The sequence below is a fragment of the Vibrio litoralis DSM 17657 genome, from assembly GCF_000426765.1.
GTDB lineage: Bacteria > Pseudomonadota > Gammaproteobacteria > Enterobacterales > Vibrionaceae > Vibrio > Vibrio litoralis.
On record NZ_AUFZ01000016.1, the window covers coordinates 42,250 to 56,899 of the forward strand.

Annotated in this window: 11 protein-coding genes; 4 read left to right on the forward strand and 7 right to left on the reverse strand. The window is 42.9% G+C overall.

Annotated features, from left to right (window positions below):
• Positions 1 to 42: 42 nt before the first annotated feature.
• The 4 genes from K358_RS0103455 to K358_RS0103470 form a co-directional block, all read right to left on the reverse strand.
• On the reverse strand, positions 43 to 885 hold the full coding sequence (locus tag K358_RS0103455) for an ABC transporter permease subunit (protein ID WP_027695509.1): 843 nt from the start codon (positions 883 to 885) through the stop codon (positions 43 to 45).
• A gap of 28 nt (positions 886 to 913) precedes the next feature.
• Positions 914 to 1,804, reverse strand: a complete 891-nt coding sequence (locus tag K358_RS0103460; RefSeq protein ID WP_027695510.1) for an ABC transporter permease subunit — start codon at positions 1,802 to 1,804, stop codon at positions 914 to 916.
• Positions 1,801 to 2,952 (reverse strand): polyamine ABC transporter ATP-binding protein, encoded by a 1,152-nt coding sequence (gene potA, locus K358_RS0103465; RefSeq protein WP_027695511.1) that lies wholly within the window; start codon positions 2,950 to 2,952, stop codon positions 1,801 to 1,803. The genes K358_RS0103460 and potA overlap by 4 nt, the downstream gene beginning before the upstream one ends.
• 91 nt (positions 2,953 to 3,043) lie before the next feature.
• A complete protein-coding gene (locus tag K358_RS0103470; protein WP_027695512.1) occupies positions 3,044 to 4,168 on the reverse strand; it encodes a polyamine ABC transporter substrate-binding protein in 1,125 nt (374 codons plus the stop codon).
• A gap of 567 nt (positions 4,169 to 4,735) precedes the next feature.
• On the opposite strand from K358_RS0103470, the gene K358_RS0103475 reads away from it, so the two are divergent.
• From K358_RS0103475 to K358_RS0103490, 4 genes are all read left to right on the forward strand, one after another.
• A complete protein-coding gene (locus K358_RS0103475) occupies positions 4,736 to 6,367 on the forward strand; it encodes a diacylglycerol kinase family protein (protein WP_027695513.1) in 1,632 nt (543 codons plus the stop codon).
• Between the two features lie 147 nt (positions 6,368 to 6,514).
• Positions 6,515 to 7,384 (forward strand): DMT family transporter, encoded by an 870-nt coding sequence (locus K358_RS0103480; RefSeq protein WP_027695514.1) that lies wholly within the window; start codon positions 6,515 to 6,517, stop codon positions 7,382 to 7,384.
• A 170-nt stretch (positions 7,385 to 7,554) separates the two neighbouring features.
• A complete protein-coding gene (locus K358_RS0103485) occupies positions 7,555 to 8,037 on the forward strand; it encodes a DUF1097 domain-containing protein (RefSeq protein ID WP_027695515.1) in 483 nt (160 codons plus the stop codon).
• A gap of 136 nt (positions 8,038 to 8,173) precedes the next feature.
• Entirely contained in the window at positions 8,174 to 9,226 is a 1,053-nt protein-coding gene (locus K358_RS0103490) for an SUMF1/EgtB/PvdO family nonheme iron enzyme (protein WP_027695516.1), read from the forward strand.
• A gap of 72 nt (positions 9,227 to 9,298) precedes the next feature.
• Here K358_RS0103490 and K358_RS0103495 read toward each other — a convergent pair whose 3' ends face one another.
• Genes K358_RS0103495 through K358_RS0103505 form a run of 3 tightly spaced genes read right to left on the reverse strand, consistent with a single transcriptional unit; the run spans position 9,299 to position 14,492 of the window.
• A complete protein-coding gene (locus tag K358_RS0103495) occupies positions 9,299 to 11,800 on the reverse strand; it encodes a LysM peptidoglycan-binding domain-containing protein (RefSeq protein WP_027695517.1) in 2,502 nt (833 codons plus the stop codon).
• A complete protein-coding gene (locus K358_RS0103500; RefSeq protein WP_027695518.1) occupies positions 11,797 to 12,438 on the reverse strand; it encodes a DUF4123 domain-containing protein in 642 nt (213 codons plus the stop codon). The genes K358_RS0103495 and K358_RS0103500 overlap by 4 nt, the downstream gene beginning before the upstream one ends.
• Positions 12,420 to 14,492: a type VI secretion system Vgr family protein gene (locus tag K358_RS0103505; protein ID WP_027695519.1), complete on the reverse strand. Its 2,073-nt coding sequence runs from the start codon at positions 14,490 to 14,492 to the stop codon at positions 12,420 to 12,422. Before K358_RS0103505 ends, K358_RS0103500 begins: the two co-directional genes overlap by 19 nt.
• Between the last annotated feature and the right edge of the window lie 158 nt (positions 14,493 to 14,650).

Below are 14,650 nucleotides of genomic sequence, written 5' to 3' on the forward strand. Positions count from 1 at the left end.
AATATAGAAGCCCCTCTTGATGTGAACGGTCTTTTTCTAATTTTAGGCCATCACTAATGATTTTTTACTTTGGTAAATTTCTCTTTTACGACGTTTTTCTGCTCTTGCCATAATGAACCAGATGCTAAAAGTAAACAGGGATACACACAGTAAGATCAAGCTAGCAATCGCGTTAATCTCAGGTTTCACCCCTAGGCGTACCGAGGAGAAAATTTCCATCGGTAGCGTCGTTGAGCCTGGGCCTGACACAAAGCTTGCCAATACTAGATCATCGAGTGATAAAGCAAATGCCATCATGCCACCCGCAACAAGTGATGGCGCGATCATTGGAATGGTAATTTGCATAAACACCTTCCAAGGTTTAGCGCCTAGATCCATCGCCGCTTCTTCCATTGAGATATCTAATTCACGCAAGCGAGATGAGACTAAGATGGCCACATACGAGCTAGTAAATGTGGTATGGGCTATCCAAATTGTCATCATGCCGCGCTCTACCGGCCAACCAATCAGGTTATTCATTGCCACAAATAGCAGTAGCAATGAAAGACCGGTGATCACCTCTGGCATCACTAATGGCGCGGTAACCATGCCACCTAGTAATGCTTTACCGTGGAAGCGAGGGATTCGAGTTAAGACAAAAGCTGCCATGGTGCCTAATGCAACCGCAGAAATAGCGGTGTAAAAGGCTATTTCTAATGAGCGAAATACCGAACCCATCAGCTGAGTATTTTGCCAGAGCGAGCCATACCATTGCGTTGACCATCCGCCCCATACTGTGACCAGTTTGGAAGCGTTAAATGAGTAAATCACCATGATGACTAACGGCAAGTAAATGAACACCAAACCGATCACCAACATTAGATTTGCAAAACCAAAACGTTTCATCGTTATTCCTAAACAATTCGAACTTAACTTAACCTTGAAGTTCTTTGGCTTGAGTACGGTTAAAGAACATTATTGGGATCATAAGAACCACCAACATAATGACAGCTAACGCCGCCGCCACTGGCCAATCGCGGTTGTTGAAGAACTCTTGCCACAAAACTTTACCTATCATCAAGGTATCTGGGCCACCTAACAGTTCTGGGATTACAAACTCACCGACAACGGGAATAAACACTAACATACAGCCTGCAATAATCCCGCCTTTTGACAGCGGCACGGTGATTTTCCAGAAGGTCGAGACATTACGACAACCTAAGTCTGACGCCGCTTCTAGTAAGCTTTGGTCATGCTTTACTAGATTGGCGTACAGTGGTAACACCATAAACGGCAAATATGAGTACACAATACCGATGTAGACCGCGAGATCAGTATTCAAAATACGTAATGGTTCATTAATTAACCCTAGGTGAAGTAAGAAGCCATTTAATAATCCGTTGTTACTTAAAATACCCATCCACGCATACACACGGATCAAAATGGCTGTCCAAGTTGGCATCATGATCAATAACAACAAGATAGTTTGCGTTTCTTTTTTGGTTTTAGAAATCGCATACGCCATTGGGTAACCAATCATCAAACAAGCTAGGGTGCTGATCAGCGCCATTTTTAGCGAGCTGAGATAAGCGGCTAAATACAATTCATCAGCACTGAGTAGCAAGTAGTTACCCATGTTGAGTAAAATGGTCAGCTGCTCATCGGCCCAACTGACCAGTTCGGTGTAGGGCGGGATGGCGACATCGGCTTGTGAAAAGCTAATTTTAAGTACGATCACAAATGGCAATAAAAAGAAAATAAATAGCCAAAAGAATGGAATTCCAATGACCAGTTTACGTCCTAGTTGTTGGATGCATTTATTCATTGCAGAACCACACCACTATCATCTTCCCAATATAAATACACATCATCTTCCCAGGTTGGGCGTTTGACGTGGCGCACGGCGTTAGCAATAAACGCTTGGACAATCTTTCCTGATGGCAATTGGATGTGATACATCGAAGAGCCACCTAAATAAGCAATGTCGTACACTTTTCCGGTTGTCCAGTTAAAGTCAGGGTGGACAAAATCCTCTGGCAATGTAGGGCTGATCAACAACTTTTCAGGACGCAATGCATAAGTCACTTTTTTGTTTTCAGCTTGAGTACTAATACCATGGCCGACATAGATGGGCTGTGGCAAATCGACACAGGCAATCGTAGCGTGATCTTGTTCATCCTCGACCAGCATGCCATCGAATAAGTTTACGTTGCCAATGAACTCACACACCAAACGGTTAACTGGCGTTTCGTAAATGTCCATCGGGCTACCAATTTGCTCAATGCAACCTAGGTGCATGATGGCTACACGTTGCGCCATAGTCATCGCTTCTTCTTGATCGTGAGTCACCATGACGCAGGTCACGCCCACACGCTCGATAATTTCAACCAGTTCTAACTGCATTTGCGAGCGTAGCTTTTTATCCAGTGCGCCCATTGGTTCATCTAATAACAACAGTTTTGGACGCTTGGCGAGTGAGCGAGCCAATGCGACCCGTTGACGCTGACCACCAGATAATTGATGTGGCTTACGTTTGGCGTATTGCGTCATATGAACCAGTTTCAACATCTCTGCCACGCGTGCGTTAATTTCTTCTTTTGTCAGTGAATCTTGCTTCAAACCAAAGGCAATATTTTGCTCAACACTCATGTGTGGAAATAGCGCGTAAGACTGAAACATCATATTAATCGGCCGATCATAAGGCGCCATGTCGGTAATATCGACGCCGTCTAAAATGATGCGTCCTTCGGTTGGCTTTTCAAAACCGGCTAGCATACGAAGCAAGGTTGATTTGCCAGAACCTGAACCACCGAGTAGAGCAAAGATTTCACCTTTATTTATGGTGAGCGACACATTATCGACCGCAAGTGTGTCGTCAAATTGTTTGCTTACACGATCAATTTTCACCAAGATTTCTTTTGGTTTAGATTGACGCTCTAATGCTTTTTTGTAGGCACTGGAAGTGATGGCCATTTCAACTCTCTTTTAAATTATTCTTAAAATAAAAAGGCGTCCTAACCTGGACGCCTTAATCACACTTCAACTCAAGTATGTGCTTTCGGCGCTATCGACCTGTTTTGATCTTGGTCCAAGTACGTGTCATGACACGTTGAGTTTTGGCGGGTAGATCGCTGATCGTGTATATATTTTTCAATGTTGCTTCATCTGGATAAATTCCAGCGTTAGTATTAATGTCTTGGTTTACAAAAGGCGTTGCCGCTTGGTTACCGTTGGCAGCGCTGACTTCATTAGTAATGTTGGCAATCACTTCTGGTGTCATTAAGTAGTTCAAAAATACATGAGCGGCTTGTACATTTTTGGCATCGGCTGGAATGGCCATCATGTCAAAGTAACTGCCTGCGCCTTCTTTCGGGATCACGTATTCAATTTTGTTGCCATTATTCGCTTCATTGGCACGGTCACGAGCAATGAATAAGTCATTGGAATAACCGACCGCGACACAAATATCGCCATTCGCTAAATCAGATATGTATTTAGATGAGTGGAAATAGCTGATGTTTTCACGAATAGACAAGAACAATGCTTCCGCTTGTTTGATGTCTTCCGGTTTTTGTGTGCCTGTATCTAGCCCCAAGTAATTTAATGCTGCTGGTAACATTTCGGTTGGTGAATCCAAAAATGACACTCCACAGGTTTTCAGTTTTTCCATGTACTGCGGGTTAAACACCAAATCCCATGAATCGGTTGGCATATCTTCACCGAGTGCTTTCTTCACTTTATCGATGTTGTAAGCAAAGCCGATAGTGCCCCATAAATAAGGCATCGCGTATAAATTGCCTGGATCGCTAGGTGATAGAGCATTCAATAGTTCTGGGTTGAGGTTTTTCCAATTAGTCAGTTGAGAGCGATCTAATTTTTGGAAAACGCCCGCGCGAATTTGTTTAGCTAAAAAGTTATTCGATGGCACCACCACGTCATAGCCAGAACGACCTGCAAGCAGTTTAGCTTCCAGTACTTCGTTACTATCAAATACGTCGTATACCACTTTAATGCCGGTTTGCTTTTCAAAATCGCTAATCGTATTCGGCGCGATGTAGCTGCTCCAGTTATAAACGTGTAGCACTTGCTCATCTTGAGCGTAAGTTTTGCTTGAAGTAAATAAAGCCGCAGACGTGAACAAGGTTGTTACTGTCATTGATGCAGCGAACACAGTATTTTTAAAAGACATGGTAGGTCCCAAATAATGGATCGGTTGATCCAATGGTTAGCTCACCAACCTAGCTTATAGCCAGCATTCCTTTTGATTTTAGCCTTGGGAGATCACTGATTTGAGTCAGGTTGAACATAAGTTAATTTATTCAATATGACGTTTTCTGAGTTGGATGTATGAAGGGAAAAATCATCCAAACTCGTAGATTTGCAACCTGCGCCCATTAACCTTGCGTTAACGAATAGCGACACTAAATAGGCTGTTTACACTGTAAATGTTAACAGTTGAGTGTGGCGGTTGGTACTTTCTTGCGAAGAACAGGGGCGATAATAAAACGAATTTTCAAATAGTAAATCAGAATAATTTTATGGTTTCGATAAGATTTGTTTGTTGTAGAAAAGGTGGTGTTTCTTTGGCTTTTCAGCCGGTTTTGATGAAAACGTTAAGGCCGCGAGTGTTATTATTTCTTAAAAGAATAAACTTGATTTAACGATGCTGGAATTTGGCTGAGATAAGATAGGCATTTTTAGTAAGGTAATGTTATTGTTTCATTATTGTAATGGCTGAGGTATGCAGGGAGAGACAATGTTAGTCACCAAATACTATATTGTGGGCAGTATTCTATTTTATATGTTGGCCTTATTGTGCCCTAATTTTTGGTTGTCGATTCCGCTTGCTTGGATTGCTTTATCCTTGTCGGTTGTCAGCATCGCTTATCTATGCAACTTCCCTCACTTATTTCGTAAAAAGCCTAACGGGGTGATCCCTAATGGTATTCAGCTCGTGCTTGCACCTTTTTTGATTGGTGCGCATTACTATAATTATTGGGCGAGAACTCATGATTCGGTTGCGCCTATTCAACGTATTGATCCTCAGTTGTACTTAGCTCGACGCTTATTTACCAAAGATCTAAAAGAGTTAAAAGCTCAAGGTATTACCAGCATTTTAGACATCACTGCTGAATTTCATGGATTACAAAGCCGTAAAGCCAGCCGTGATTTTGAGTATTTCAATCTGCCAGTGCTTGACCATAAAGTGCCATCAAAGCGGAAGTTATTAAAAGCATTAGATTGGATGGATGTTCAACTCGCGGATTCTAAGAAAATAGTGGTGCATTGCGCATTAGGTCGCGGGCGTTCGGTGTTTGTATTGGCTGCCTATTTATTACGTCGTTACCCAAGAATGAGTATTGAAGATGTAATGAAAAAAATTCAATCGATTCGCAGCACCGCCAATTTGAATAAGGAACAAATGAAAATGTTAAAGCAACTTGATAAGCAGCAAGCATTAGTTTCTGAACAGACCGTGTGGCTGATTGTGAATCCGGTTTCTGGTGGGGGAAAGTGGGGCACCTATAAAGATGAAATTCTAGAAAACTTTAAAGCTAAATATCAGATAGAAGTGCGCGAAACCACACCTGAAATATCGGCAACCGAACTAACGAAAGAGGCGATTAACTCAGGGGCTTCTTTGATTGTCGCGGGTGGTGGTGATGGCACAGTAACGGAAGTGGCAAGTCAATTAGTCCATACCGACATTGTTCTTGGTATCTTACCATTGGGTACTGCGAATGCCTTGTGTCATGTACTTTATGGTATTGAGAATAAAATTATTCCAGTGGAAACGGCATGTGGCGCTATTTTAAATGGTGAGGTGACTCAAATTGATACTGCTTTATGTAATAGCGATTTAATGTTGTTGGTCTCTGGGATTGGTTTTGAACAACAAATGATTGAATACGCTGAGCGTGAAGAGAAAAATAACGATGGCCAACTGGCTTATTTAAAAGGTTTATGGGGCGCGATTGCCAATAATGAAACGTTAACGATTCGAATTGCTTTAGATAAACAAACGCCGCAAGAATTAGACGTGAGTAGTTTAGTGGTTGCCAATGCCGCACCTTTTACGACGCTACTTGCACAAGGTGGCGGAGAGCCGGATTTACAAGATGGTATTTTGGATATTACCTACATGCCTAGTCATCAAAGTGTTGCGGGGCGCTTATTATCGTTATCTGAATTGGCCATCTCAGGGTTACTCCCTACCGCAGAGCCGATGGGGTTTGTGCATAAGCAAGCCAAAGACGTCACTATATCCAGTGAAGTGGCTTTTAAATATGTGATTGATGGTGAGCTGTATGAAACTGAACAACTTAGTATTCGCACTCAACCTCGCTCATTGAATGTGATGGTGCCACGTTGGTTTAATGAGCAGTAATATCAAGTAACTAAGCACTTTAGCTATCCGCAGTCAGATTAATTAAGGCCACACTGTAGGGAGAATGCGGTTTGGCCTAGTTATTCCCATCTGTGTGATTTATTATCCCACTCTTTAATTTATTCCTTTGTATGAGAATTTGTGAATATGCCTAACCACTCACCAGTGCTTGGTGCCTCGTGGATGCTAATTGCTGGTTTGTCTTTTGCTGTAGTTAACAGCGCAGCACAGTACATTAGCATTACTTTTTCTATTCCTTCTACCACGGTTGCTCTGCTTCAATATGCGATTGCGCTGGTGGCGATCATGCCTTACTTAAAAACATTAGGTATTCGCCGTTCTCTGTATACCAAACACTTTGGCTGGCATGCGTTTCGAGTCTTTTTATCGGTAATAGGCATTCAACTTTGGTTTTGGGCGTTGGCGTATCCGGTTCCTATTTGGCAAGGTATTGCATTGTTAATGACTTCACCATTGTTTGCGACCGTCGGTTCTGGGCTATTACTAAAAGAAAATGTGGGCTGGGCACGTTGGATGGCAACCTTAGCCGGCTTTGGCGGAGCCATGATCATATTGGAACCTTGGTCAGATGCGTTTAGTTGGGCAACATTATTACCTGTCGGTGCGGCTTTTTTCTGGGCCTGTTATTCATTGATGGTGAAGAAAATGTCAGTTAATGATTCACCGTCTACCATGGTGGTTTACCTGCTGATCTTACTCACGCCTTTTAATATCTTATTGGCATTACCTGAATGGTCTACCCCAACCGGTTGGAGTGTTTGGGGGTTATTGATTGGTGCTGGCGTAATGACAGCGTTAGCGCAATGGGCGATTGTTAAAGCTTATGCCGTGGCAGATGCCTCTTTTGTGCAACCATTTGATTTAGCAAAATTGCCGTTTAATGTCTTTTTAGGTTGGCTCGTTTTTGGTTGGATCCCGACAGGCAATTTATGGGTAGGGGCTGCAATTATGATGGCTTCGATTGTGTTTATTACTCAGTGGGAGAGACGTAAGTAAATCACCTCACCCTAAGTGGTCTATAACGCAAGTGATGGTAGTTAATCGCTTGCGTTATCATTTATATGTAATGGCAATTTTTCATTCATATTATCTGTGATCAAAATCTCTTCTTTTAGCCTGTTCCTTCTTTACTCTCCCTTCTTCATTTTTTAACTGAAGATCTGCTTATGTCGACATTATTTGCCATTTCATTGACCACTGGATTGCTTTCGGGGATTTGGGGCTGGGTGGCCATTTCTTTGGGATTATTGTCTTGGGCAGGTTTTCTCGGTTGCACCAGCTATTTTGCCTCGCCGGTTCAAGGACTAAAAGGTTTAAGTGTGAGCTTACTGACCAATCTTTCTGGGGTAGTTTGGGCTCTGATCATTATTCATGGCTCTCAATGGCTAGGCAGCGATGTCATTGGCTATATTCTGACAGCATTGGTTTCCTTTTTTATGTGCATTCAAGCGCAGAAACATTGGTTGAGTTTTATTCCCGGAACCTTCATTGGCGCATGTGCCACCTTTGCCGCCGACGGAAATTGGCAGCTGGTTATCCCTTCATTGTTAATTGGTGGAGTATTCGGTTACAGCATGAAAGCGAGTGGTATGTGGTTACAGGCGAGAAGCGGTGTAAGCCTAAAACCTAAAGTGATACAAGAAAAATGAAAGAGGCGATTTTTGTTGCATTATTTCTAAGGTGTTTTCTGAAAATCAACGAATAGACTGTTGTTTTTATAGCCAGATAACGCCCTTTTATTTATAATGTTTTTCATTGGAAATAATTGAACTATATGGAATTTTTATGAAAGCCACTTGGTTAGGGATAACGCTATTATTACCGTTGTTAACCGCCTGTGATGCCCGTTCGGATATCACTATCAACAGCACTCAAATTAGCGAACAGCAAGCCAATACCATTAAGCAAAATATTGCCTCTCAATACCCCAACGCGAGCGCGGAAGAAAAACAACAAATTGCGGATGTCGCAGTAAAAGCCATTGAAAATTTGGTGTTTGTCGAAGGGGGAAGTTTTGATATGGGCGATTTTAAAGCGCCCTGTGAAATTCCAAGTAGAAGAGCTGAACGCATTGATTGGTCTCCTGATAATAAGTGCTTTAGCGGGCCAAGTGCAACATTGGCTGGGGCTATGCATCTACATAAAGTTACGTTGGACTCTTACTCGATTGCTAAATTTGAAACAACCTTTCCAGATATGGAAGTGATGCGGAAAGTAAATGACTTGCCTGTTGCCTACCAAAAACTAGATGGTTCCCCTTATATACGGGGAACTGATGAATATATTAAACAGTTGCAAAAGAGGACAGCATTTGCCGCTCCTGCTAAAAATTGGCAAGACGCTAAAGATTACTGTCTATGGCTAGGTAAAGTTACTGCGCTACCATTTGATTTACCAACCGAGGCCCAGTGGGAATACGCTGCGCGTAGTCGCGGCCAACATTATTATTTTGCTACCAATACAGGGTATTTACAGTTACGTTCAGGCAGCTACTATGACACTAAAACTGGCTATATGGTGGATTACACCAAGGGTGAAATTAACGCACCTAGTGGTACGGATGAAGTTAATGCATACCCACCAAATCCATTAGGCGTGTACGGCATGAGCAATCAAGTTAGTGAATGGGTCAATGACTGGTATGCTAAAGACTATTATTTACACTCACCAGAACATAATCCACAAGGCCCAGAAACAGGCACGGAGAAGGTGCAGCGAGATGGCGGAGGGGTGACAATGACGTTTTCTCGTTTACATTCTTCGGGTGAGAAGAAATATTATCTATCATCAAGTTTCCGTTGTGCTTTACAGCAACCTCTTCCTGCTATGCCACAGTAAACAAGAAAAGTCTCATTCACACATTGCGAGGTGAGACTTTTGTTTTTTTATTTAATTAATTAAAACCTCTAGTTATACATATTGACCGCTTTTGGGTGTTCGACCTATGCTGGCTAATTGCACATTGATTTGATTTCGTTTCATATCAAATTGATTGCCTTTATAGGGCGTGAATGGTCTGGTTGTTCCCTTAATCTCTGCCAGCTTGGTTAGCTTGTCTTTTTGCGCTAAGGTATGCACCCAGTCGTTAAATTCTTGCTGTTGGTTATTATCTAAAATGGCATTTAAACGAGCGAGATTGTCAAACAAAGATTTATCGCTATTTTGTTTTTGTCCTTCTGGATTCATTCTAGCTAATACTTCTTCAAACTTACGCCAACTGTATATGCTACTGCCCAGTAGGTAACAAATCGCCTTTTCTTGATCTTTTTCCCAGCTGTTATAAAAGGTTTCAGTTAAGGTATCAAGCATCATGCCGATGGTTTCTGGTTGCAGTTTATCTGGCGTAATGCCAGACCAAGCTTGTTTATTTAAAATACGCTCGGATAGCATTTCGGCTTCGGCTTGTTGTGATTGTCTGTTACTCCAGTATTCTTCAATTCCAGTTCTACCCACTTTAATAGTATTTATCAGGGTTTGAGTTGGGTTGAACATTGCAGTAGCAAAAGCAACATAGCTAGACTTCATTAAATATTCATACATCAAGCCATTCACATTTTCTAGTTGACGATAGTCAACATATTGCAACCCCTCCCAGACGACCTGAGCAAGCTCCCATATCTGTTCAAAGTTGACTGTAGCACCAAAGCCACCGCTTCCTCCCGCTCCCCAAACAATACGGCCATTGCATAAGAGGTAGAGTTCGCTCCCCCTTAGTTCGATTTGGAAATCAATCCCACCACCTAGGCCAAATGCAACGTTACCTTCCGCTTTTAATTTAGCCAGCTCAGCAAAATTTAACGTAGTTTCTTTGTCTGGATGCTGCCACTCAAGGCCGCCTGAAAGTTCTCCCCCAACTTGTGCCCCAGCAAACCCTTCTGCTTTCACGCCCACTTGGCCGGTTGCTTGGTTTACGCCCATGCCAACTGATGGTGCCAGCAATATGCTATGGCCGGCTGGTTGTTGTTGGTTATTTTGTGAATTTTGATTACTTACTCCTGCTGAGCCATTGACCATTGCGCCTGCAAAACAACTGAGTTTGGCTGTGCAGTTAGTACGAAAACGACCAAAAGAATAATTCATGGTCTGTTTGTTGGCATCAGTGTAGCTAAGCGATATAGGAAACCCCGCCTCATAAGGTAGGTAGGAAGTAAACTCTACAGAGGCTTCCGCTAGTGAGTAGGCGGCCTCTGCTTTAATACCAATATCAACATTGCCTTTACTTGGCTCAAAGGTGGATTTAACCGTCGCACTGGCACCCCAGCGTAGGAGTTGCGCTTCGGCGTTAGTGGCAAAGCGAGTATCACCATCTTCATTTAAAATATAATGACTGGCTTTCCACTTACCGCTATTACCCCCTTCGGCTTTCCATTCTTTAAGGACCAGATCGATTTCTGGGTTTTCTATTTTCTTGGTGACGCCGTCTTTTATGTCTTTGATGATGGCATCTTTAAATTCTGCCACGTTGCCATCACGCAGTTTTGAAAGCATGGTTTGGTTGGTGGTTCTTTTGTGCCAATAGGTTTGCTCGCGCTCTAAAAACTCTGCGCGTACATACATGAAGTGATTTTGGCGTACCGAAAAAACTTCAACAATATGCTTACGAGCCGGCTTACTGGTTAATGCTTTACTATGAGTGAAATTCTCTAGTGTTACGGCACTTGTCGCTGGCTTTTGAGGTTTAGTTGTTGGTTCTGTTAGTTGCTGATAAAACGTGATTTCTTTTTCAATCGACTGTAGAACTCGCGTTTTTACATCATCAACTGAGCTTTCATCTTTAAGGAAAGGGGGGCGGTAGTTGGAAACAAAGCGTCGGCGTTGCTTAAGTTCTTTTAGCTTGGCTTGCACTCGTTTTGGATTGTCATCTTGTTGTGCCGAAGCTGCTTGTGTTTCACCTTTGGGTGGTTCGACAGCAATCGCTCCCGCATTTGCCGCATCAATCGCCCATTGTTTTTTCTTATTGGCATGATCAAGGTGATCTTGTTCACTGGCGGAGTTTACATCTGGTGCTTGTTCTAACACCTGCTGAAAACCTTCGATAAGTTGTTGGGTATAAGAGGCTTCTTCTTCTAGATATTGTTGTGAATTTTCATCTAAACAATAATATTGTTTGCCTTGTTCTTCAGTAACAAACAACACATTTTTAATATCTTTGCCTTCACACTGCGGAGGCGTATCTAAAGAGCCTGTATTGCATAACGGACGTTTCGGCTCTGGGGGGGCAACTGGGCTGATTGGTTTATTGGTTTCTGCTGTTACGGGCTCTGGTAACCTGATGATATCGCCAATTTGAATCAAATCTGGATTGGGTTGATATTTAGGGTTAAGTGCCAGTATTTGGTTAAAATCAACTTGTTGCTGGATTGCGATAGCCAGTAAGGTATCACCGGCTTGAACGGTATAAGTTTGGCTCATGCTAATGCCTCATGAGATTGAATTTGTTGCATAATGTCTGCCATTTTATCGATCTGAGTTGGTGTCATTTTCCATGAATCTAGCTGTTTAGGGGCGACCTCTGGTGTGGACCATTGCGCTTGAAACCATTGGTTGTGATGCCAATAAACCGCATGAATTGGATAGAAGAAGTGCTGCCTTTCCTCGTCACTCAAAGCACCGATAAATGCCAACATGGTTCTTGGTTCGTAGTATCGAATAAAGGTGGGGGAGGCGTTTTTATAGATGGTTAATCTATTGCGTAACAAATCAACGATATTACTTTGTTGAACATTTGGAGGTGCGATAAGTATGCATCCTAAAGGGGCTTGCTCAAATTGAGTTAGCCATTTGGCTTGTAGCTCAGGGTAGGAGGTAATATCGACGACTACAGGACCGAAATCTAAGTGTTGATAGTGAGTGCCACTGAAAAGTAGTTCGCTATAAGGTTCACTGAGTTGGTGTTGATTGATGTGTTGGTAGAGCTCCACTTTCCAATTCGGCATTAATGATGATTCAATTAATGCGTAGATCTTCGATGTATTTGAGGAAATATTGCCTAATGGATCCTTGTCCGATTCTTGGATTTTCCAATTAGGATTTAACCATGAATTTTGCATATTCCCCCCATGCCACAGTTGCAAAGCTCTATCATTAAGCTGCCAGAATCGACCATCTCAGCGTGCATGCTCGGAGTAATTGAAGCGGGCGGTGTGCTTTCTACAATCGGTGGCTCTATCCCATTCGGCAATGCTGGCATCGTGCCACTAAACCCACTACCACTGCCTGCACTACCACCAGAATTAATGTTCACGCCAGTACCGACAATATGAACACCAGCTGCATCGACTTTTACAAAACTACCACCCACTTTAACGGTGATTTCTGCACCGGCTTCAATTACTACTTTGTTACCCGATTTTATGTGGACTTCATTGGCAGCATCATTGACGATCACTGAGCCGGATTTGATTTGTAGGTTACCGTCAACCACAAAGGTTTGATCTTTGGTGATTTTGCTACGGCTTTCACCCTCTACGGTTAAATTGTGATTATTTTTGATCTGAGTGAATTGGTCGTTTTCTATTGTTAAATGCTGGTCGTGATTTACATCTGTAATGTGGTCATTGAGAGTTTCCGATTTAAAGTCTTTCTGCGCATGAACATAGATTTGCTCTGAGCCGGATTGGTCTTCAAAGCTGATTTCGTTAAAGCCTTCACCCTGATGAGATTCACTGCGCCATACGGTTTTGGTTTTGTTATCAGGTAGTGTGTAAGGCGGTAGGTTCTGCGCATTAAATGCACGACCCGTCACGATAGGCTGGTCTGGGTCGCCATTTAAGAATGAGACAATGACTTGATGGCCAATTCTTGGAATGGCGATTTGTCCGTATTGACTGCCTGCCCAGCCTTGGGAGACTTGCACCCAGCACGAACTGTGCTCATCACCGTTTGAGTATCTATCCCACGGGAAATGCAGTTTTACTCGGCCGTATTCATCGCAGAAGATTTCTTCACCCTCAGGGCCGACAACGTAAGCAGTCATTGGGCCATCGACTTGTGGGCGAGTCATCTGTGGCATGCGCCAGGTTTTATCGGCTGGAATGGCTTCAAACTGGTTGGCGTAAGTTGTGGGTTTGCTGCCTGCGGATTCTTCAAGTGCTTGCGGTTGGTCGCCTTGATGGGTACTGGCGATAATCAACCAACTTTTATTAAAGCTGTCATCAGAATGTTCGCTTAGCTCGAACTTAGCGCCCGTTTGTAGTTGTGGCTCATTACTTTTGCCTTTGGCGGTGTGAGCATGGCGGCGCAGGCTATTTAAGCGTAGTTGGTTAAACTCTTTACCAATCGCGTCATCTTTAAAACGCCCTGGCGCGTCATAGTGTTGGTAGGTATCACGCTGGTAGTCTATATCACTGGCGACTGCTTGTTGGCTAAAGGTGTATTGCGGCTTTTTAAAACTGTTGTCACCACTATGCGCTTCACTGACCTCAAACTGAGTGGTCTTGCTGAGCTCTTTGATATACGGCGTTGGGCTAATACCACTTGCCATGACGTTATAAGGAACAGGAGAATCTAACGAGTTAATGATTTGAGAATCATCGGTGAACAATACGTTATGTTTACCTTTCGATTGCTCAATGTGATAGACCATCCCTTCTTCAGCGGCAAGACGGTTAATGAACTCAAGGTCAGTTTCTCGATATTGCATGCAAAACTCACGCTGTTTTGGCGTGCGAGTTAGCGCAAAGGCAAAGTCCTGAATGTCCATTTCTTTAAATAAGGTGGCGATGATATCCGGCGCAGAAATGGATTGGAAAATGCGGCTGTTATGGCGCAGGGATAAACGCTCAATTTCAGGTACTAGAGTTAGGGAATAAAAGGTGTGGTGATGGCCTGTTTCGCCTTGGGTGAAGTTACGCACAATGCCGTTGATACGCTGCACGATTTCGCCATCGCGATGCATTACAAGCTCAGCACCTTTATCAACCATATCCAAAGCGGTTAAATCTGGGCGACGGCTGGCAAGCTTTATTTGGTAACGAAAACCATGACACCAACTACCATCAGCTTGTTGAACCGAAGAAAAGTTATCTTGTCCTTGATAGCTTCTCACTACTAACGATTCGTCACTGACGCCATCGACGCGAATACTAAATTGTAGCCTTGCCATAGATAAACCTGCTCGTTAAATTTGGAATTCAATAGTGGCCATTTATATGATCGGTTGAACACTATGTTTGGAGTGGTCTAAGCAATAATTGAGCCATCTTTTATTTTTATTTAAATCAACTGGTTATGTTTTATTGTTCTTTAAGTTAGGCAAGAACT